The sequence below is a fragment of the Breoghania sp. JC706 genome (assembly GCF_037026715.1).
Taxonomy (GTDB): domain Bacteria; phylum Pseudomonadota; class Alphaproteobacteria; order Rhizobiales; family Stappiaceae; genus Breoghania.
On sequence record NZ_JBANCG010000010.1, the window covers coordinates 79,378 to 99,470 of the forward strand.

Consider the following 20,093-nt stretch of genomic DNA (forward strand, 5'->3'; position numbering starts at 1 on the left):
CCCGGTCACGGGATTTGGAGGCGCCGCGATGTCGAACGAGATCGTCGTCAAGCAGATCACCCGCTCGCGCGACCTGTGCCGGCTGCTGCCCTACATCTCGCGCAAGGGCACACTGACGGTGCATCGCAGCGAGCGCTATCAGGGCACGCCGCTGGATCCGGAGATCATCCGCGACCGGGCGCGCCTGCGCCGGTTCGTCAACGAATGGACCGAGCCGGCCGGCCCCGAGCCGCCGACCAATGGCGGCGGCCGGCGGCGGCGTTTCGCCCATCTGATGATCAGCTATCCCGGCCGGCCGAGCACCGCGCAGGCGCAGCAGGCCGTACGCGACTGCGTTTGGGCCTATTTCCACCGCGGTCACGACAGCGCCGATCCGGTCGATCTCGACTATCTCTTCTCCCTCCACGAGGACACCGATCACACCCACGCGCATATCGTCGTCAACCGGCAGGACGTGGAAGACCGCGCGATCATGCAGATGTCGCGCTACGACCGTTACCTCAACCCGCCGAACATGCGCGAGATCGCCGCCAGAACCGCGAGAGACGCCGGTATCGACGCGCGCGCCACCAGCCGGGCCGAGCGCGGCATCATGGGTCGCGCGATGACGGACGGCCAGTACTGGCGTCGCTGGCGGCAGGTGGACGAACGCTACATGTTCCAGCCCGCCGACCGGGAAGGAGAGCGGGAGAACGAGGACGAGGCGGAAGGCCCGCTTGGCTTCCGCCCGCCCGTGCGCGATCCCGGCTTCGACGAGGATTTGGCCGCGCGGCGGGCCTGGCGCGCCGGGCTTGTCCGCAATGCGGAACAGGACGCACACCTGCGCGATGAGGCCGCGCGCGGCTGGCAGCGGGAGATAGAAGAGCGCCGGCGCAGTCTGGAGACGCCAATCGAACCGCTTGAACAGCGCCAACTTGCCCTCCAGGCGGCCCGGCTGGCGCTTGTCGAGGAACGGCGCCGCATCACCGCCGCTGTCGCGTTCGAACGCCGCCGCCTCGAGGCAGCCCGCGCGGCGGCCGAGGCGGCCGAGCGGGCCGAAGCGGAGAACATGGCCCCCGCCCCGCAGGAGGAATTGCCGCTCCAGATCGGTGACGACGACAGGCAGAGCCCCTTCGATTCGCTTTACGACGTCAGCGACCGTGGCCGCAGGCGTGCGGCCGGCGCCCCCGCGCCTTCTTCAGGGGCGGCGCGCGGCGAAACCGGAGCCACATCCGATCCCGACCGCCAGCGCGAGGAAGAGCGCCGCGACGCCCGGCGGCAAGAGACGCGCGCGGCCCGCGAGAACGAGGTCCATGGACAGGATCCGACCCGCCGCCGCATGCCGGAGAGCCCGGCCGAGGAGGCCCGCCGGCAGGGTGGGCGCCAGCGGCAGGAGGCCCGTGCAGAGCGCGAGAACGAGAATCTCGACGCAACGCCCCGGCGCCACAAGACGCCCGGCGGCGATGCGGCCCGCGCGGGGCAGACGCCGGCGGACGCAAACGGGACGCCATCCCGCCAGGCCGGCCCTGCGGACCCTTCCGGCCCTCCCGCCTCTCCGGCTGCCGGCAATATGCCCACCGGAAGCGGAACGCCCACCGGAAACGAAACGCAGGCAGGAAGCGGGGCCCCGCATGGCCGCGCGGCTCCCGGTGCGGCTCCCGGTGCTGCTCAAGGTGCTGCTCAAGGCTCGGGCCAAGGGTCGGGCCAAGGGTCGGATCAGCGCCCGGAACCGACCCGCGCGCGCGATCACGCCCAGGCCGTGTCGAAGGAGGCCAAGCGCCGGCTCGATGCAGCACGCCGGAGCGCTCGCGAGCATCAGGCGAGCCGGCCGGCAGGCGGCGACTCGCAGACCCTTGCCGACTGGCGGGCCGAAGGCAACCGGCTGCGCGAGGCGGCACGGCGGGCGAACATCGTGTGGAACCGCGCGCGCTACGGCGCCGCTGGCGTCGCCACCCGCGCCGAGCAGGCCCGCCGCGATGCCGGCGCACCGGCGGTGGAGCCGTGGGTTGCCCGCGAACTCGACGCGCTGTCCCGCCAGGTCCGCCAGAACGCCCAGAACGCCCGCTCCGCCGCCGAGAACCAGCGCCAGAACCAGGGCCGCACCCGGCCCGACCAGCAATCCGCATCTGGCCATCCAGGCGGCCAGCCCGGCGGCCAGCCCGACGGCCAGACAGGCGGCCAGACAGGCGGCCGGAGACCGGAAAACGAAGCGCGTGACGGCGAGGGACAACAGCATTCGCCCGATCGCACACCGGATCGCAACCCGGATCGCAACCCGGGGCGCACACCGGAGCGCCGGGCACGATAGGCGTCGTGCCCCGGCCTTCCGCCCCTTCCAGGCCTTCGACGAAAGGACGACACATGAGCTTGCGAAAAGTCACGAGCCCCCACCCGCAAGGCGGCCACTGGCCCCAGCCGCCCGCCAGGGCGGCCGGTCTTCGCCCCGGCGACACGATCTATCCGCCCGACGAACCCCAATTCGACGACGACATGGACGTGTTGATGGCGCCCGGCGCGTATCTGCGGCCGGAAGAGGCCTGACGCTCGGGCAGGGGCCTCAGCCCCGATGACCCGTTCCTCCCACGAGGCCGCCGACGATGCGGCCGCACAAAGGCGAGTGAAGACAAATGTCCGAATTCGAACCCGACACGATGCAGACCGACGACAAAGTGAAAAAGGAGGAGACGGGGGAGCGCACGCTCGGCTCCATTCCCACGGCGGGCAGCACCGACGACTTCGCCGACAATATGGCGACGCTCAACCTCTCCGGCCGCAAGGCCTCCGCCGCCCGCACACTGGAGGTGGGGATCGCGGTGCCGCGCAGCGCGAAGAAGACAGGCGGGCACGTCGAATACGAGCTTCTGTCCGAGGAAAAATTCCAGAGCCGCTACGGCGATAAGGCCAGCCCGAGGGACTATCCGTGGCTGCTGCGCGACCAACACGGCGTCACCATGACCCGACCGCGCGCCTATTACAGCGTCGAGATTCCGAGGAATTCATCCGGCGCCCAGATGACGCAGCTGCGGCAGGACAACTGGAGCCGGATCAAGGAGGCGGGTGACTTCGAGAGCAAGCCCTACGCGGCGAAGGGCAACAATTTCAAGCCCCTCGACCCCAATGACGAGGCCGCACAGTTCGAGACCAGCGCGGGAACACGCCTCCGCAAGTACGAATACAAGGTTCCCCACCTGGTCGGAGCCGATTTGCCCGAGATCGAGCTGACGGTGCCCAGAAGTGACGGCGAGGGCGACAGAATACTGCTCTTGCACAAAGACAATCCCCGTTTCCTGACCGAAGACGGACGGCAGATGACCGCCGCCGAGATGGGGCAGGCCTACGGCGAGCACAATGTGCGCATCGCCGATACCGACGGACGCTGGGATTCCATCGCCGTGCTGAACGAGCGCGGGCGCTACGAGGCGGATCGGCGTCTGGCCAAGACCTACGGCATGGACTTCGCCTACAACCGCCACCTGCCGGATCTGGTGGTGGAGGCCGAGGCCACCCGCCAGGAGGACGGCCGGACCGTGAGCGATCCCGCCGGCAACCAGCTCGTCTCCATGAAACTCGTGCGCGACACCGCGCAACACGAAAAAAATCAGACGCTTGCCCAAATCGCGGCCGATGTCGACGAACATCCGCGCTTGCTGAAAGCCGGCGTCCGGATCACCGAAGGCACCTATGTCAGCCCCGCCATGGCGGCCGAGAAATACCCCGAGATCTACCAAGCCCTGGCGAAAGAATACAATCTTCCCAAAGGGTTCGAGAAAATCTCTTCGGCTGCCGGCGCCGACCAGGCCTGGGTACAGAAGTCAAAGGACGTCTTCATCACGGCGACCGCCGCGCAGCGGGGCCTGCGCGAAGGCGAGACCGTCGCCGGCCGTTACAGCGACACCCGAACCTTCACGCCCAAGACGAAAATCGCACCTGGCGACAGGCCCGGCAGCACCAAAGAAGTGCCCGGCAATTCGCTGAAGATGCTCTACGCCACCCTTCGCGACCGGGAGTCCATCACGCCCGGGATCGGCAAGCAGATCGGGGTGGAGCCGCGCATCGGCCATTACGACCAGCGCGCGATCGACCACGTCAGCAAGGTGGTGCCGCAAAAGATGGAAGATCTGGCCGGCTACGACAGCGGCAGCGACACTCCGCAAGACCCGCGCAAGCAGATGATCGCCAACCGTGGCAACAAGCGCGCCGCCGGGGGCATCAGCGTGGGCGCCTAGAGCGCTTTCAGATCAAGCGGAATCGCTCGGAACATGCTCCAGGCATCCGGACGCGAGATCCGCGAATACGCGTGAAAATGGAGCCGGGAAGGAAAGAACCGCAAGGCGCGTTCCGCTTCCCTCCCGACCCGCCGTTCCCCGCCTTGTCCCGAACCGCCGGTCCTCGAAAGGAGCTGCGCCATGGCTGACAAACGCAAGAGAGAGAAGACTTTCGCCGTCCCCGAAGGGGATACCGGAACCGACCTGAAGCGGTACGGCTCGCTCTATGGCCGCGACCGCACGGTCAACAGGGACGCCGGCATCGCCACCAACGACCGCAGTCTGTTCGGCGGCTGGTGGAGCAAGGAGGAGGACTACACCTGGCGCGGCAAGGGCCGGGATGGCGGCGTCCACGATGGGGGGCTGGACGGCGATATCTACGCCCGCACCCGGAAGAAGGAGAAGAACCCGCTGCGCACGCGGGAGGTCGAATACCACCCCGACGGCAGCCACAAGAGCGTCAAGCGCCAATACCCGCTCGGCTTCCATGCCACCGATACCTATGACGAGGGCGGCGAGCAGCTCTCGCGCGAGCGCGGCGACTTCATCGGCAGCACGAAATGGTCGAAGACCCCGGACGGCAAGCGCCAGACCTTCGAGCAAACCGATCTTTTCGGCTGGTACGGCAAGACCCAGCAGGCCCTTGGTCGACCGGACGGCGGGGCCCAGCACTGGCGCACCACGCATCGCCGGCTCGGCCGCTACGAGATGAACGTCGTGCCGGACGCAAACGGCAAGGGCGAAACCAAGGTTCGCAGCTGGGGCAAGCGCAAGGCGGGCGCGGAAGACGAGATCGTGCCGCCGAAGAACGGGCGCGGACAGGGCAGGGCGAAGGGCCGGCCGCTGTTCGAACGCTCCGTCCACTACGATTTCGAAAACATGACCAAGCAGGTCACCCGCAAGTTCCTGTGGTTCGAGCGCACCCGCCCGCCCAAGGCCCTTTCGCCGAAGGAGAGGCAGAAGATCGAGCTGCGCCAGGGCCAGAAGCGGCAGAGCGAGGCGACATGGCAGCGGCACGCGACGGGCGGGGCCCGGGGATCTGGTAAGGATGCAGGCCGCGAGGCGGCTCCGATCTCGCTGGAAGCCGCGCTGAAATCGCGCGAGGCGCCGAGCGCGGCCGAACGCGACAGCCGGCTGGACGACTGGCTGAAAGCGACCCCGCCGAACGCGGCGGCCGCCGCCGAACATGGCAGCCCCGAACGCGCGGGCGCCCGGCGCAGCCCCACCATGGAAACGCCGCCGCCCGCCTATTCCCCCTCCAACGTGCCGGGCTATTCGCCCGCCGGCGCGCGCGAGGATGTTTTCGCCAAGGATGTGTCGCCCGACGATTCCGCCTCGCAGGTCGGCACCCGGTCGCAGGCGAGCCTTGAAAAACCACCGGCCGGCAGCATCGCGCCGGACGAAAAGGCCCCGGCACCGGAGGCGCAGAGGGAACGGCATTCCGGCGAAACCCGCGCCAGCACCCCGGACACCGGTCTCACCGATGCGGAAAAGATCGCCTTTTCCCAGGCGAGCCTCGGCTCCACAGTCTCCACCACGCCCACCAGTCTCCACCCGAGCGACGCGGCGAGCGCGCGAGAGACACCGCCCCCGCCCGCCGCGGCGAAAAGCGGGGTCGCCAGCGCGCGGGACGCTCCGCAGGTCAACACGAACACCGCCCCCCAGGCCCGTTCCGAAGTCAGTTCTCTCGGCGGCGATCTCGCCGGCCCCCTGCCGCCTGCCGGTACCGTGACCCGGCTTGGCGCGCGCGGCCGGCCGGCCGCCATGCCCAAGGCCCCGCCGACCGTCGCCGATTCAAGTGTCGTCGGCGGCCCTCCGGCGGGCGCGAAGGCACCGAAGGCGCCGCGCCAGATGGAAACGATGGCCAAGGCCGCCGCCGCGAGAGCAAATGCGCCAAGCGAGGTCGCCAGTGCGCTGGAAAGTTCCCTGGGCAACGATCTGGCCGGACCGGTGCCGCGCGCCGGCGGCGTGTCCCGCACCGCCGGGCGCGTCCGTCCCGCCGCCGTCCCAAAGGCGCCGCCGTCCGTCGCGGATTCAAGTGCCGTCGGCGTTCCCCCGCGCGGGCGGGTCCTTTCGCCCGAACGCAGTTTCACGCGCAACGACCGCGGGGCCGCGAGCGTCGGGCTCGGCGGTTGAGTGCGGACATGGGAGAGGAGACGGACGGGCCCGCGGACGCGCATCGCCCCATCCGCAGGCTCGGCACACGACACCCGCACCACGCGCCTGACGGGGCGCGTGGAGAGGACCGGACGGGTGGGGAAGACCAGACGAACGGGGAAGATCGGGCCCCGCACGCCCGTCCCGATCTTGAGGCGGCACGCGAGGACGCCCGTTCGCGGCAGGAGGCGCAAGCCCGCAAGGCGGTTCGCCCCCGGCTGGATCCGCGCGCGCGAACCCGCCTTCGCTAGAGCATTGATATCGAGCGCTTTCATTTCTGGCCACATGAGGGACGACGATGATCCAGGACGGCCGACAGAAATTTCATTCACTGGCGCTTGGCGCCGCCTTTTCGCTGCCGCTGGGGCTGCTGTTTTCGAGCCTCTACGTCAATTTCAAGGACGGGCTGAGCCTCTACGCCCTTTCCGATTTCGACCTTCTCGCCCTGTGGGAGGAGAGCCCGTTCCGGCGCGGCTATTTCACCCACGCCTTTCTCACTTCGCTCGTCATCGTCGTGGTGACGGCGCTGCTTGTCGCGCTGGTGCTCTCGATCTTCATCTTCAAGACCAAGCACCACGGTACGGCGCGCTGGGCACGGTTTCAGGAAATGGCCGGGCTCGGCTACCTGCGCCCCTATTCGCGCATATCGGGCCCCATCTTCGGCAAGACCACCGGCCCGCGCGGTTTCGGCAAATACCTGACCAACGGCGAGCAGCCCCATTCCCTCGTCGTCGCCCCCACCCGCGCGGGCAAGGGCGTGGGCGTCGTCATCCCGACGCTTCTGACCTTCAACGGCTCGGTGCTGGCGCTCGACGTGAAGGGCGAGCTGTTCGAGCTGACCTCGCGCGCGCGCCGGTCCAAGGGCGACAAGGTCTTCAAGTTCTCGCCACTCGACAAGGACGGGCGCACCCATTGCTACAACCCGGTGCTGGATATCGTCGCCATGCCGCCGGAACGCCGCTTCACCGAGGCCCGGCGCATGGCGCACAACCTGATCGCGGCCAAGGGCAAGGGCTCGGAGGGCTTCATCGACGGCGCGCGCGACCTGTTCGTCGCCGGCATTCTGGCCTGCATCGAGCGCGGCAACCCGACCATCGGCGCGGTCTACGACCTGTTCGCCGCACCCGGCGAGAAATACAAGCTCTTCGCCCAGCTCGCCGAGGACAGCAAGATCCCCGAGGTGGTGCGCATCTTCGACAACATGGCCGGCAACGACACCAAGATCATCACCTCCTACACGTCCGTGCTGGGCGACGGCGGGCTGAACCTGTGGGCCGACCCGATGGTCAAGAACGCCACCTCGCGCTCCGACTTCTCCATCTACGACCTGCGCCGCGACCCGACCTCGGTCTATCTGTGCGTCAGCCCGAACGATCTGGAGGTGATCGCCCCGCTGGTGCGGCTGTTCTTCCAGCAGGTCGTCTCCATCCTGCAGCGCGAGATGCCGGGCGAGGACGAGATCTTCGAGGTGCTTTTCCTGCTCGACGAGTTCAAGCATCTCGGCCAGCTGGAGGCGATCGAGACGGCGGTCACCACCATCGCCGGCTACAAGGGCCGGTTCATGTTCATCATCCAGAGCCTGTCGGCGCTGACCGGCGCCTACGAGCAATCGGGCAAGGAGAATTTTCTCTCCAACACCGGCGTTCAGGTGTTCATGGCCACCGCCGACGACGAGACGCCGGAATACATCTCCAAGGCGATCGGCGAATACACGTTCAAGAGCAAGTCCAAGTCCTACAGCCAGAAGGAATGGTGGGACACCAACATCCAGGCCTCCGACCAGGGCGCGCTCCTGATGCGGCCGGAACAGGTGCGGCTGGTGGCCGACGACAAGCAGATCGTGCTGGTCAAGGGTCAGCCGCCGCTGCACATGAACAAGGTCAAGTACTACGCCGACCGCAAGCTGAAGCGCATCTTCGAGGCCCAGAGCGGCGATCTGCCCGAGCCCGATCCCATCTCCCTGACCGCCGAGACCTTCTCAATAGACATGACGGGCGCCGGAGACATGACGGGCGCTGGCGAGCCCGCGCCGAAGACGGTTGAACCTGAGATGGCCGCAAACGAGGCGGCGTTCCCCCCGCTCGCCTTCGGCGCCCCCGATGACGCATACGAGGGCGACGAGATCCCGGACGACGACGCTCCCGACGATTACGACGCGCCCGACGCCGATGTGGCTGCCGATACCGCTGTCGATGCCGCTGTCGGTGCGGGCGACAGCGACTTCGACCCGGATGAGACGGACATCCTCGCCCCGCCGCGCAAGAAGGCGTCGCAGCAGGCCGCCGCATCGCCGGAAGAGGCGGCACGCCAGCGGGCGGAGTGGGACCGCAGGATGCGCGCCGCACAGGCCGCCCGCGCGGCCGGCGAAGCGCAGCGGGAAACGGCGCACGCAGCGGCGGCGCCGGCCGGGCCCGATCCGTCGGTTCTGCTGGCCCAGCGCGATCTTCTGGAGCGCATCAAGGACGTGCAGGCCCGCAACCGCGCCAACCGCGACAGCGGCGAATAGACCGGAAAACAAGCCGGCTGGCGTCAGGCGGGAAAAGTTGACAGCTGTCAACTCCGCCGGGCCCGGTCGCGAAAAGCGATGAAAGGACAAGGTCATGCCCGAGGGGCGAGACACCGAAAGCCGGCCCGGCCATCTCCCGCGCCCGGAAAGCCATCTCCCGCGCGGCGCAACGCCTGCCTTCCCTGACGAGGATGTCTTTTCGGACGTGAGCGAGACGGAGCTCGCCCACATCGAGGCGGAGGCACGGCGCACCATTGCGGCCCGGCAGGTGGCGCGCCACGTTCTGGAGGCCCGGCTTCGCGGCAAGGACGCCGAGCTGAATGTGCTGATGGACGGGCTTGTGCCGCCGGATGCCGCCCATGCCCGCCAGCGCAACGCCGCCTTCGCCGCCATCGCCCGCAGCGATCTGGCAGGAGGGGGCACCGAGCGGAGCGGGGAAGGGACCGGGCGCAGCGGGGAAGGCACGGAGCGGAGCGGGGAGGGGACCGGGCGCAGCGGCGACGCCGCCGCCGAGGTGGTCGGCGAGATCCGCATGGAACGGCCGCGCTGTCACATCGACATCGACTACGAATATGTTGAGGAACTGGACGATCTGCTGCGGCGCTACGAGACGCACTGCGCGGGCCGGCGCCCGGATCTGCCGCCCGTCTCGCAGCTCGGCTTGCATGAGGATGCGCTGCACACCGGCGATAACGGCATGCTGCGGCCCACGCCCCAGGGTTGGGACGACGCCAGTCGCCTGCGCGAGGAAATCCGCAACAAGCTGAATGAGGTGATGCCCGACGGCGCCTGTTTCGACCACGCCCGGCAGAAGATCGTCGATACGGTCCAGGCCGGCGGCGGGCGGGTGAGGGGAGAATGGCGGAGCGGGCACTACGCGGTCGTCTTCGCGGCAACGCGCACGCAATTGCGAATCCACCGCGCCCTTGAGGCCGAGCGCCCCGCCGATCCGGAACCGGAGGTCGCGGCCGGTCTTGCCCGGGCGATCGCACAAGGCATGCGCGAACGCGGCGAAATGCTGGCTCGCGGCCGTGCCGAAGGTCTCGGCCATGCCCTGTCGCCCGAGAACGGAGACGGGGAGAGGACGCTCGCCGACCGGCTCCCCGCCGGCACGCTCGCCGAAGAGGATCCGGCGGAGCGCGCCCGCATCCGCGCGCACCCCATTTCGCTTCACCGCGACACCTCGCTGGTGGAGGCCTTGTGGAGCGAGGGCCCGCCGCGCCCGCATCCTCTGCTGCAGATTCCCGACGGTTGCGTGCCGCTGGCCGAACCGGTTCCCGACAGCGAACCCGATCCGATCCCCGAGCCCCCCGGCGGCTTCAGATCCGCCGCCGCGCGCGCAGGCTCAAGCCCGCCGGAAAGCTCCCCGTTCCAGAACGCGCAACCCCGCTCGCCGCTTCCCGAGCTTTCCGATTTCGAACTGGAGCCGACGCCGTCTTCCACCGCATCGCGTGCGCCGTTTGCGCCGGAACCTCCTCCGTCGAGGCTTTCGCCCGCACTTGCGCCCGCATTTTCGCAAGTCGCGTCACCGGAACGCTTGCAGGGCTCCGGGCGTGTCGGGTCGTCGGCCGCGACGCTTTCGGCGGCCGCGCAAGGCAGCCCGTCGCGCTCGCAGTCCCCGTCCACGGAGCGCGGGGCGGCAAGTTCCCCCCGCTTCGGTGCCGGGTCGCAGTCCCTCGCGCCCTCCGGATCGGACGATGACTCGTCCTTTCAGCCCGCACAGCGGCGCGACTGGCTGGAGTTCATTTCCGACAGTCAGCCGGACATCGACCTCTCGCCCGCATCCATGCCCACACCCGCATCGGGTTCGTCTGCCGCGCACCCGCGAAATCTGCGCGAACGCAGCCGCTCGCTCTCCCGGGAGGCAAGCGCGGAAGCCGGCGGGCAGGGATTGGGCAAGCGGACCCGCGACGCGGCCCTCGCCGTGGAGGGAGCGGAATCATCGCCGGATCCCGATGCGGATCAGCGCCCCGCCCGGCGCCCGCGTCTCGACGACCGGTCCGGCGGGTTCGCACGCTGAGTGGCTCGCCTAAAATTGCTATCGGGGTGTGCGCTTTCGGCCTCTCAGCCCATGTTCTGCGAGGGCAGGAACACTTCCAGCACGCCGCGCTGGCCGTTGCGGCGGCCGACCTGGATGACGAGATCGATCGTCTTCTTGGCGTACTGGATGATCTCGCCGTGCGACATCTTCACGCCCGAGCGCATCACCATCAGCGCAAGGCGGTCGAAGGCGAGTTCGGGGCTGTCGGCGTGAATGGTGGTGATCGCGCCGGGATGGCCGGTGTTGATCGCCTCCAGGAAGTCGTAGGCCTCCACGCCACGGATCTCGCCCAGGATGATCCGGTCGGGCCGCATGCGCAGACAGCTTTCCAGAAGCCGCGAGGGGCTGCGGGCGGAGTTGTCCTTGCGGTCGGAAATCAGCCCCACGTAATTGGTGTGCGGCGGGTGCAGCTCCTGCGCGTCCTCGATGGTGACGATGCGTTCCTCGCCGTCCGACATGGCGATCAGCGCGCGGGCCACGGTCGTCTTGCCCGACGAGGTGCCGCCGGAAATCAGGATGTTGAACTTCTCGTCGATGGCGCGGCGGAAAAGGCCCTGCAGGTCGCCCGCCTTCGCCATGTCTGCAATCGCCGCGTGGCGCTTGCGGCGGTCGTCGTCGACCGAGATCTGGCCGCCGTCGACGAAGCGGATGTCGGCGCTGTCGAGCGTGCGGGTCAGATACTTGCGGATCGACAGCGACACCCCGTGCTCGATCGCCGGCTCGATCACCACCTGCACGCGCTGCGGGTTGCCCCACACGATGACGCGACCCGAGACGATGGGATGAAGCGCGCCCAGCGTATTGCGCGTCTCGCCGGCGAGCTGGGCGCCGAGCCGCTTGATCGCCTGCGGCGGCAGGGTCGTGTCGATGCGCTGCATGTGCACCGCGCCCGCCGGCTCCACGAAGATCGAGCCGTCCGGATTGATCGACAGTTCGTTGATCTCGTCGTTGACGAGATAGTCCTTGAGCGGGCTCAGATACTGCTCGACATAGGAAATCTCGCGGCTCGGGATGTGCATGTTCATCGGATGATCAGGTCCCTGTTCACGAAGACACGGATCTCTTCGCCCTGCGGAATGCGGATGATCGGGGGCAGGGAGAGGTATTTCTCCAGGATCGTGCCGCCGGCCTCCGCCACCCGGTCGCCGATGCCCTTCGCCACCTCACCGCCGGCCGACTGACCCGAACTGCTGCCCGAACCGCCGATGTTGATCGTCGTGCCGGAATTGGAGGAGCGCCCGCCGCCGGTCAGGTTGGAGAGCATCGTCGGCAGCGCGGAGACGGTGCTGATCAGAACCGCCGCGCCCAGCTTTGTGCCGAGCCGGTTGTTGACGTTGCCGAGCGTTCCCGCCCGGCCCAGGACGTCGGTGCCGGTGGAGCCGAGCGCGACGGAGCGGCCGGCCGGCGTTATCGCCCGGTTCCAGGCGATCAGCACACGCTTTTGCGCCACCTCAACGTCATTGTTGAACTTGCCGATCAGCTGCGTGCCGGCCGGCATCAGCACGCGCGTGCCGTCGAAGGAGAACACCGGCTCGGTCACCTGGGCGCGGATGTTGCCGGGCAGTTCGGTGTTGATCGCCGTCTCCAGGACCGCGGAAATGATGGTGCCCTGCACGACGGTGCGCGAGGGATCGGCGAGCTTTCGCGCGCGCACCGTCTCCACCTTGGAACCGGCATTGGCGCTCAGGAACCGGTCGTTCTGGTCGAGATCGAGGCCCAGATCGAGGCCGGAGGCGATGCCCGCGCCCGCGCCGGACTGGTCGACGACCACCGAGCCGGACGCGATCTGCTTCAGCGAGATCGCCTGCTTGCGCTGGCGTTCCTCCTCGGCCCGGCGGCGGTCCTCCTCCTCGCGCCGCTGCTTTTCCTTCAGCCGCTCGGCCGCCTCGCGCAGGCGGGCGTTTTCCTCCGCCATCTCCTTGCGCTGACGCTCCATCCGCTCCGCCATGCGGGCATTGTACTGGCCGAGCAGGTCCTTGACGTCGGAGAGCTTGACCTCCGGCCCCTTCTGCGAGCGCACCAGGTTCTCCAGCTCGCTCTGCAGAGCCTCGAAACGCTCGTTCCACGCCTTGTTGGGATCGACCTCCTCCTTCACCTCCACCGGCGCGGCGGGAACGAGGAAATCGAGCCGGCTCTGATCGTGCGTCGGACGGCCGACCTCCAGATCGACCTGCGAGGTCTTCGGCCCGCCCATGCCGCCGGCAAGGCCGAGGGCGCGCAGCAGGTTCATCGGCCCGATGATCAGGATCACGAGGGCCGCGAGCCCGGCGCCGACAAGCAGGATCATCCGCCGCCGGCCGGAGCCGCCCGAGCGGCCGCGGCCGGTCTGGCGGGCGCGCCGTTCCTCCAGCAGGCGCTCGCGCTCGGCCGCGCGGCGTTCCTCCGCCTGGCGCTGCTCCTCGTCGCGCGCGCGCCGATCGCTCTCGCCCAACCGGTCGCTCTCGCCAGACCACTGGCCATGCTCGTGAGAACCGCCCTCGCGATCCTCATCCTCGTGCGGATCATCCTGCATGGCCGCCTCCCGTTCCACCCAGAAGCGGCTTGGTGCGCGGGCGCACGGCCTGCACCGCATGGGCCTTGCCCACGCAGATCGTCCGGTTGCCGATCCGCATCACCCAAAAATCGCTGGTGCCGTCGACGATGATCTTGTTGCCGTCGCTGCGCGAATTGACCAGGCGCTCCTGCCGGTCGTAGCCGACCTTGAAGATCGCCGGGCGCGGCGCGCCGTTGGGCAGCACGAAGGTCGTCTGCAGCATGTTGTCGTGCACGGAGAGCGGCCGGAATTCCGCATGGCCGGAAACCAGATAGTCCCAGTTCTCCGGCCCGCCGACCACCCGGTCCTTGTCGAGCTTGGTGAAATTGTCCTCCGGATAGGTGAAGACGGTCCGGTAGGACTGGTCCGCCCCCGCCTTCATCCCGGCCTTGATCTCGCCGGCGGCGAAAAGCTCGAACGTGTAGACGCGGCGGTCGGTGTAGATGGTCATGTTGGTGAGCGCGCCGTCGATCACCGGCTTCAGGCTGACCACGTTGCCCATCTTCAGCTTGACCACCTCCCAGGAGGCGCTGTCGCCGATGATGATGGATTCCACGTTCTCCCCGTCGGCGAACTGAAGCGCCGTCACCGACTTCAGGTAGAGGTTCAGCTTGTAGACGTTGTACTCGTCGTAGACGTAGCGCTTGATGCGGATGTCGGCCTTGTAGCCGACGGGCCGCTGCTCGGCCTTTGCCGCGCCGGTAAGGGCGCCAGTGAGGGCCAAGGCGAAGGCGAGGGCGCACGCGAGAAGGATGGAGGACAGGGCGACGAGAATGCGTTTGGTGAACATCGGTTTTCCCCTTGGCACCGGGATCTGCGCTTCGCGGCTCATTCGGCCGTCTCCGCGTCGATGCGGTAGGAGACGACCGTGAAGCCGAGCGGGTTCTTCCACACCGACTCCAGCGTCGCGTCCTGTTGCGGGTTGAACTCGTAGCCGACGGTGGCCACGAAGGTGCGCTGGGCGGTCTCGCGGCCCTTTTCCTCGCGGTACTTGGTGATGCGCACGCGCGCCAGATCCGCCCGCCCGCGCTTGACCGCCGGCGTCAGCGAGATCGACTTGACCACCACCCGCACGCGCACCCCGTCGCCGTAGACGGTGGGCGGGTACTGGGGCGAGCTGGAGCGCCAGATCTGCGCCAGCGTTTCCGCCGCGTTGTCGGACGAGCGCTCCATCACGTCGGGAATGCGCACCGCGTTGTCGGCCAGGTCGTAGGTCTCGCGGTCCACCACATAGGAGACGAGTTCGGCCTGAAGGACCGCGTCCTGCTGGTCGAGCGAGGCCGGGCGCACCTGCACGATCTTCTCCGCCTGGCCGGTCGTCTTGTCGACCATCACCACGTAGGGCTTCGTCTCGTTGAGCGGCAGGATGATGATCAGCGTGACAAGCGCCAGCACGGTCAGCACCATGCTGCCCACCGCCACCCGGGCCCAGTTGTTGCGCTGCTGGCGAAGCGTGAAGAACACCTCGTCCTCGAAGGAATGCATGATGGTCTTGTCACTCATGTGAGCTTCCGATCCTGAAAAATCGATAGTCCGCAATTACGTTACGCAAACCCCCGTTTGGGGGGCGGATACGGAGAGATCCCGGCACGTCCTCGCTTCGCCCGTTCTCCCGGTGGGAGAGGGCCTGCCGCGCGCTCAGGTCGTCGCCTTGTCCTTGGGCGGCACGTCGCGGTTCGGGCCGTCTCGGCGGGTCTTCTGCGTGCCCGGCATGCGCGAGGCCATGCGTTCGTCGCGCCGGTACTGGCGCGTCTGGGCGGACTGGCGCATGCCGGAGATGGCGGCCCAGGCCATGCCGACCGGACCGGCGCCGGCCTTGCGGGCGGAATTCGCCACCTGACCGGCGTCGCGCATGCGCCTCGGTCCGCCCTTGACCATGAAGGAGGCCGACATGCGGCCAAGGCCCACGCCCGCCGCGCCGACCGCCGATCCGGCGATCGCCTGTCCCATTTCCGGCAGCTTCCACAAGAGGATGAAGGCGGCGATCATGATCACGGCGAACATCAGATACGCCTCCTTGTTGTCGCTGCCGGCATCGGAGGCGACCAGGAGGGCACTGGCGACGTAGAGAACGAGGGAGGTGAGCGCGGCCAGCAGCAGCGGGATGACGAGGAAGGAGAGCACGAAGCGCGACCAGGCCTCGAAATACTGCCGGGTCTGTTCCAGCATCAGCATGCAGATCGCCAGCGGGGCGAGGCTGAGCGCCATCATGAAGCCGATCTTGGCGATCAGGATGATGATCGCGCAGACCGCCGTCCACACCCCGCCTATGATCGCCATCAGGATGCCGAGGCCGATGTTCTTGATCGACAGCCCGAGGTCCCAGATGCTGATATCGCGGAAGAAATCGCCCGACATCCAGAACAGCGAAGCGGTGAAGGCGTCCATCGCCGTGTATTCGTCAGTGATCGAGGCGACATCCAGAATGTCCGCGCGGTGGGTGACGTAATGCGTCGCCACGCCCTTGACCAGCAAGGTGGCATAGTCGCCCGGCAACTCGGTGATCACGGTGTAGATCGAGCTGAAATTGCCCCACACCAGTGCGAACATGTAGATCAGCATGTAGCGCATGGCCCACAGAAGATACTCGGTATAGGAGATCTGCTTGGCCTGGATGACGTGATTGACGGCGATGAAAAGCACCGCGACCAGCGCCACCGCCTTGAGCAGAAGGCCGAGCGGCGTCGCGACATAGCCGAAGATCGTCTCCAGATAGCCAAGCAGCGCGTCGTCGACGATACCCACCAGATACGCGATCATGGGAAAAGATCCTTCAGACGGGACAGATCGAAGTTGTCCTTCATGTCCGCGTGGACGCCGGCCGCGCCCATGAAGTGCATGCCGGCCAGCGTGGTCTGCGCCGCCTGGTTGCGGATCAGCTCGTTGAGCTGCTGCGCCACCTCGATGTTCACCCGGGTGTTGATGTCGAGACTGGTCTTCAGGTCGGCGCTGGCGGCAAGCTCGGTGATGTAGGTGTCGAGCCGCTCCATGCTGTCGTTGGCGCGCTTGTAGGCGTGTTCGGCGGTGGCGGCGGCGACCGCGCCGTTGGCCGCCATGAAGGCGATCGTCTGTTCGGCCAGCGTGTCGCTGCCCTGGTACTCGAAGGCCTTTTCCAGCCCGTAGGCCTCCGAGTAGCGCGCATAGGCGGTAACGATATCGTCGGAGCCGGTGACCGAGCCGCCCAGCCCCTCGTCGGCCATCTCGCGCGGGCTCTCGCCGCCCTTGCGCGCGCCGGCCGCCGCCTCGCCGTTGAACAGCGTGATCGGCTTGTCGCCGGTGATCGCGTCGAGCTGCGCGTTCGCCGTGTCGCGGATCGCGCCGAGCAGGCTGGTCATGGATTTCGTCGAGGCGAAGATCTGCTCGATGCCGCCGGCCACCAGCCGCGTCACCTCCACGAGCACCATGAGCTTTTCGATGGTGTAGCTGTCGTGGCTGACGGTCGCGCCGTCCGGCGCGTCGGGAACGGTGCCGATGTCCGGCAGATCGATCGGCGCGATCGTGGTGTCCTGCGCGTGGCTCGCCTGAAGCGTGAAGGCGCCTGCCGACAGCGACAGCGCGCCGGCGATCAGGACCGGTTTGAGAAAGGACGTCATGCCAGGGCTCCCGTGTCGTGTTGCTCCATGGATGATCCAAGCGGCTCCCACACGCACACACAGTTGTTCTTGCGTTCGGCCGGAACCGTCTGGCAGGCGGCGAGCCCCGCAAGGAGCATCGCGGCGATCAGCGGGCGCAGCTTCATTTCAGCATCTCCATTTGAAAATCCGGCCGCTCGCGCCAGCCCGCCGGGGCCTTCTCCCCGCGACCGCCGCCCAGAATGTCGATCCCGCGCCCGATCGCCTGCAGCGCGAGATCGAGCACGACGCTGTCGCTGCCGGACTTGAACAGCACGAGGTGGTTGTCGACGTTGCTGGTTTGCAGGAAGGCGCTTTCGGTCGGCGTCAGGTTGAGCGGCGCGAGCTCGGCCTCGGTGTTGTAGGAGGAGGGGTAGACGAGGCGGGTGACCGCGCTTTCCAGGATCGCGTCGCCGGCCGCGCTGTTGACGATGTGCGAGACGCGCTGGGTGAGAAGAACGACCGCCACGTTCTTCTTTCGCATGGTCAGCATCCAGTCCTTCAGGCGGACCTCGAAATAGGGGTCGTCGAGCAGCTTCCACGCCTCGTCGAGGACAAGCAGCGTCGGCTCCTCGTCCTCCACCTGCCGCTCGATGCGGCGGAAGACGTAGCTGAGCCACGCGGTGCGCACGATGGCGTTGTCGAAGATCTCGGTGAGGTCGAAGGCGGTGACGCGGTTCTCGAAGCTCAGCGGATCGCGCGTCTTGCCGCCGAACAGCCAGCCGAACTGGCCGGTCAGATCCCAGCGGCCGAGCCGGTTGTAGAGATCGCCGTCGTCGTCGGTGGCGCGCAGCTGGCTGCGGAACTGCTCGTAGTTCTGAAGGCGCGGATCAGCCATCATGTTGGCCTGCACCGCGTCGTTGAGCGCCTGGATCTGGACGGGGTTGAGGTGATGGCCGTCATGTTCGACCAGCGCCGTCAGCCAGTCGGCGAGCCAGGCCGCGCCGCGGTTGTCGGCCTCCGCCCCCATCGGGTTGAAGCCGGTGTCCTCGCCCATGCGCACCGAGGAATATTTTCCTCCCATGGCGCGGATGGCCATCTCGAAACCGTTGTCCTTGTCGAAGACGATGACGCGCGCGCCCAACCGGTGCGCCTGGCTGAGCAGGAAGGCCATGCCCAGCGTCTTGCCGGAGCCGGTCTGGCCGAGGATCAGCGTGTGGCCGACGGTGCGCTGGCCGGGCTTGCCGGCCAGATGGAAATTGAAGCGGAAGGTCTCGCCGCGCGCGGTCGGCACGATGGTGACGCAATCGCCCCAGGGGCAGCGCTCGGGCGGGTTGCCCTTGGACAGCCCGTGCATGGCGGTGAGTTCGGCGAAATTCTGCGAGGAGATCATCGCCGGACGGGTGCGATAACGGAAATTGCCGGGATGCTGGGCGAAATAGACCGCGCGGGCGGAGAAGCTCTCGCGCACGATCGCCGCCCCCACCTCCTGCATGGCGCGGGTGGTGAAGGAGACGGCCTCCTCCAGTTCCTGCGGACTTTCGCAGAAGAGCGCGATGGAGCAATGATGCTCGCCGAACACCACCCGGCCGGAGGCGACGTCGTCCTCCGCCTGTTCGAGCTGCGACATCAGCGAGACGGCGGCGTCCTCCGCCGCCTGCATCTGCTTGCGCACCCGCGCCACCTTGCCCTGCGCGGTGATGTTGTCGATGGGCGTGAAGCTCTGGGTGACGACCGTGTCGTAGGGCAGGTTGAGCTGGTCAAGGATGCCCGGGAAGGTCTCGGTCGGATAATCCTTGACGGAAATGATCGTGGCATGGCGCTTGCGCGCCGGATCGGGGTGATCGCATTCGAACACCTTGCCGTGGAAGGTCGTCGGCGAGCTCGCGATAAGGTCCGCCAGCGGCGTGAATTTCGCGCCCGGCACCAGCCGCCCGCCGGATCCGTCGATGAGCGTACGCAGCAGCGCCAGCCATTCCCCGCCCGAGACGGTGAGCCGGCGCGGCTTGGCCTCGTTGACGCCGACCATGCAGGTCTTGACCATCTGGTCGAGCCGGACGGCGCGCGCGCGCAGTTCCTCGCGCGAGAAATGGTCCTGCTTGCCGAGGAGGTTGATCAGCCGCGCGATGCGCTTGGGCGGCCGCATCACCAGGGTGACGACGGTGACCCGGTCGCGCAGGCCGATGGTCTGCAGATAGTCCTGCCAGCGCCGGTCGATCTCCTCGTTGAAGGGATCGCTGGTGACGGGGGCGAGCACGGGCTTGGTCTCGATGGAGACCCGGTGGACGTAATAGGCGATGTCGCCGCGCTGCTGGGCGATGAAGCGGGAGAAGGCGTTGCACAGCTCAAAGGTCTGGCGCTGGTCGGTGGTGTCGGCGTTGATGCCTTCCACCGCGAAGGCGGCCATCACGTCGCCGTCGCGCAAGAGCAGCGTGTGATCGTCGATGGCCCCCAGATACGGCAGCCCGCTGACCAGGCGCTCGCTGTGGGCGCCGGGCTTTTCGTTCAGATTGCGCATCGCCTTGGAGAGGGGGGCCTCAAGCACGGTAGGTCACCCCCTCGCCGGTGAAGACGCCGGGATGCATGCGCGTCGTCTGCACGGTGACGATGAACACGTCGATGATCTTCGGGTCGTAGGCGGCCAGCGCCCGCAGGAGGCCGTAGCCGCCGCCCGCGCTCACCAGAAAGAAGACGAACGACCCGGTGAAGATGAAACCGAGCATCACGGTGCAGATCAGCACCACCAGGTACATGATCGGCAGGCCCGCGAAACTGACCTCGCGCGTCAGGCCGATGAAGAGCGTCGTCGGTTGCATGGCTTTGTGCTCCGGTTAAGGGAACGCCGGTCGGGGTGAGGGGCGCCGGACGCGTGCTCGGCCAGGTCCGCCGCCGGCCGCGATGCGGTGGGGGGCGGACGGCGGACCTGGATTTCTTTCCGGGCCGACCCCGGGAGAGGGATGCCGCCCTGTCAGGCGGCCCCGGGTGGGAGGTGTCGGCCGGGGAGCTGTCCGGACGGGGGGAAACCGGAACGCGAGCTGGTCGCATCCGGCGCCCCGCGGTG

The 20,093-nt window shown here is 67.9% G+C and carries 15 protein-coding genes; 6 read left to right on the plus strand and 9 right to left on the minus strand.

Annotated elements, in window-relative coordinates; translation table 11 throughout:
- Positions 1 to 28: 28 nt before the first annotated feature.
- The 6 genes from V2L18_RS19710 (at position 29) to V2L18_RS19735 (ending at position 10,927) form a co-directional block, all read left to right on the plus strand.
- Complete coding sequence (locus tag V2L18_RS19710) at positions 29 to 2,287, plus strand: relaxase/mobilization nuclease domain-containing protein (RefSeq protein WP_336180036.1); 2,259 nt, start codon at positions 29 to 31, stop codon at positions 2,285 to 2,287.
- A 53-nt stretch (positions 2,288 to 2,340) separates the two neighbouring features.
- On the plus strand, positions 2,341 to 2,520 hold the full coding sequence (locus V2L18_RS19715; RefSeq protein ID WP_336180037.1) for a hypothetical protein: 180 nt from the start codon (positions 2,341 to 2,343) through the stop codon (positions 2,518 to 2,520).
- 86 nt (positions 2,521 to 2,606) lie between these two features.
- Positions 2,607 to 4,205, plus strand: coding sequence for a hypothetical protein (locus V2L18_RS19720; protein ID WP_336180038.1), 1,599 nt, complete (start codon positions 2,607 to 2,609; stop codon positions 4,203 to 4,205).
- A gap of 180 nt (positions 4,206 to 4,385) precedes the next feature.
- Positions 4,386 to 6,380: a hypothetical protein gene (locus V2L18_RS19725; protein ID WP_336180039.1), complete on the plus strand. Its 1,995-nt coding sequence runs from the start codon at positions 4,386 to 4,388 to the stop codon at positions 6,378 to 6,380.
- Positions 6,381 to 6,699: 319 nt separating this feature from the next.
- The gene (gene virD4 / locus V2L18_RS19730) at positions 6,700 to 8,907 is read left to right on the plus strand and encodes a type IV secretion system ATPase VirD4 (protein WP_336180041.1); all 2,208 of its coding nucleotides are present in this window, start codon (positions 6,700 to 6,702) and stop codon (positions 8,905 to 8,907) included.
- A 94-nt stretch (positions 8,908 to 9,001) separates the two neighbouring features.
- A complete protein-coding gene (locus tag V2L18_RS19735; protein ID WP_336180042.1) occupies positions 9,002 to 10,927 on the plus strand; it encodes a hypothetical protein in 1,926 nt (641 codons plus the stop codon).
- Between the two features lie 44 nt (positions 10,928 to 10,971).
- Here V2L18_RS19735 and virB11 read toward each other — a convergent pair whose 3' ends face one another.
- From virB11 to V2L18_RS19780, 9 genes are all read right to left on the minus strand, one after another.
- Positions 10,972 to 11,973, minus strand: coding sequence for a P-type DNA transfer ATPase VirB11 (gene virB11, locus V2L18_RS19740; protein ID WP_336180043.1), 1,002 nt, complete (start codon positions 11,971 to 11,973; stop codon positions 10,972 to 10,974).
- Positions 11,970 to 13,460 carry a TrbI/VirB10 family protein gene (locus tag V2L18_RS19745; RefSeq protein ID WP_336180044.1) on the minus strand — a complete coding sequence of 497 codons (1,491 nt, stop codon included), beginning with the start codon at positions 13,458 to 13,460 and terminating at the stop codon, positions 11,970 to 11,972. The genes virB11 and V2L18_RS19745 overlap by 4 nt, the downstream gene beginning before the upstream one ends.
- A complete protein-coding gene (locus V2L18_RS19750) occupies positions 13,450 to 14,313 on the minus strand; it encodes a TrbG/VirB9 family P-type conjugative transfer protein (protein ID WP_336180045.1) in 864 nt (287 codons plus the stop codon). The genes V2L18_RS19745 and V2L18_RS19750 overlap by 11 nt, the downstream gene beginning before the upstream one ends.
- A complete protein-coding gene (locus tag V2L18_RS19755; protein ID WP_336180046.1) occupies positions 14,310 to 14,984 on the minus strand; it encodes a type IV secretion system protein in 675 nt (224 codons plus the stop codon). Before V2L18_RS19755 ends, V2L18_RS19750 begins: the two co-directional genes overlap by 4 nt.
- A 135-nt stretch (positions 14,985 to 15,119) precedes the next feature.
- On the minus strand, positions 15,120 to 16,241 hold the full coding sequence (locus V2L18_RS19760; protein ID WP_336180047.1) for a type IV secretion system protein: 1,122 nt from the start codon (positions 16,239 to 16,241) through the stop codon (positions 15,120 to 15,122).
- Positions 16,238 to 17,074 carry a type IV secretion system protein gene (locus tag V2L18_RS19765; RefSeq protein WP_336180048.1) on the minus strand — a complete coding sequence of 279 codons (837 nt, stop codon included), beginning with the start codon at positions 17,072 to 17,074 and terminating at the stop codon, positions 16,238 to 16,240. The genes V2L18_RS19760 and V2L18_RS19765 overlap by 4 nt, the downstream gene beginning before the upstream one ends.
- The gene (locus V2L18_RS19770) at positions 17,071 to 17,220 is read right to left on the minus strand and encodes a hypothetical protein (RefSeq protein WP_336180049.1); all 150 of its coding nucleotides are present in this window, start codon (positions 17,218 to 17,220) and stop codon (positions 17,071 to 17,073) included. The genes V2L18_RS19765 and V2L18_RS19770 overlap by 4 nt, the downstream gene beginning before the upstream one ends.
- Entirely contained in the window at positions 17,217 to 19,577 is a 2,361-nt protein-coding gene (locus V2L18_RS19775; RefSeq protein ID WP_336180050.1) for a DUF87 domain-containing protein, read from the minus strand. Before V2L18_RS19775 ends, V2L18_RS19770 begins: the two co-directional genes overlap by 4 nt.
- Positions 19,570 to 19,848, minus strand: a complete 279-nt coding sequence (locus tag V2L18_RS19780) for a VirB3 family type IV secretion system protein (RefSeq protein WP_336180051.1) — start codon at positions 19,846 to 19,848, stop codon at positions 19,570 to 19,572. The genes V2L18_RS19775 and V2L18_RS19780 overlap by 8 nt, the downstream gene beginning before the upstream one ends.
- Positions 19,849 to 20,093: the final 245 nt, after the last annotated feature.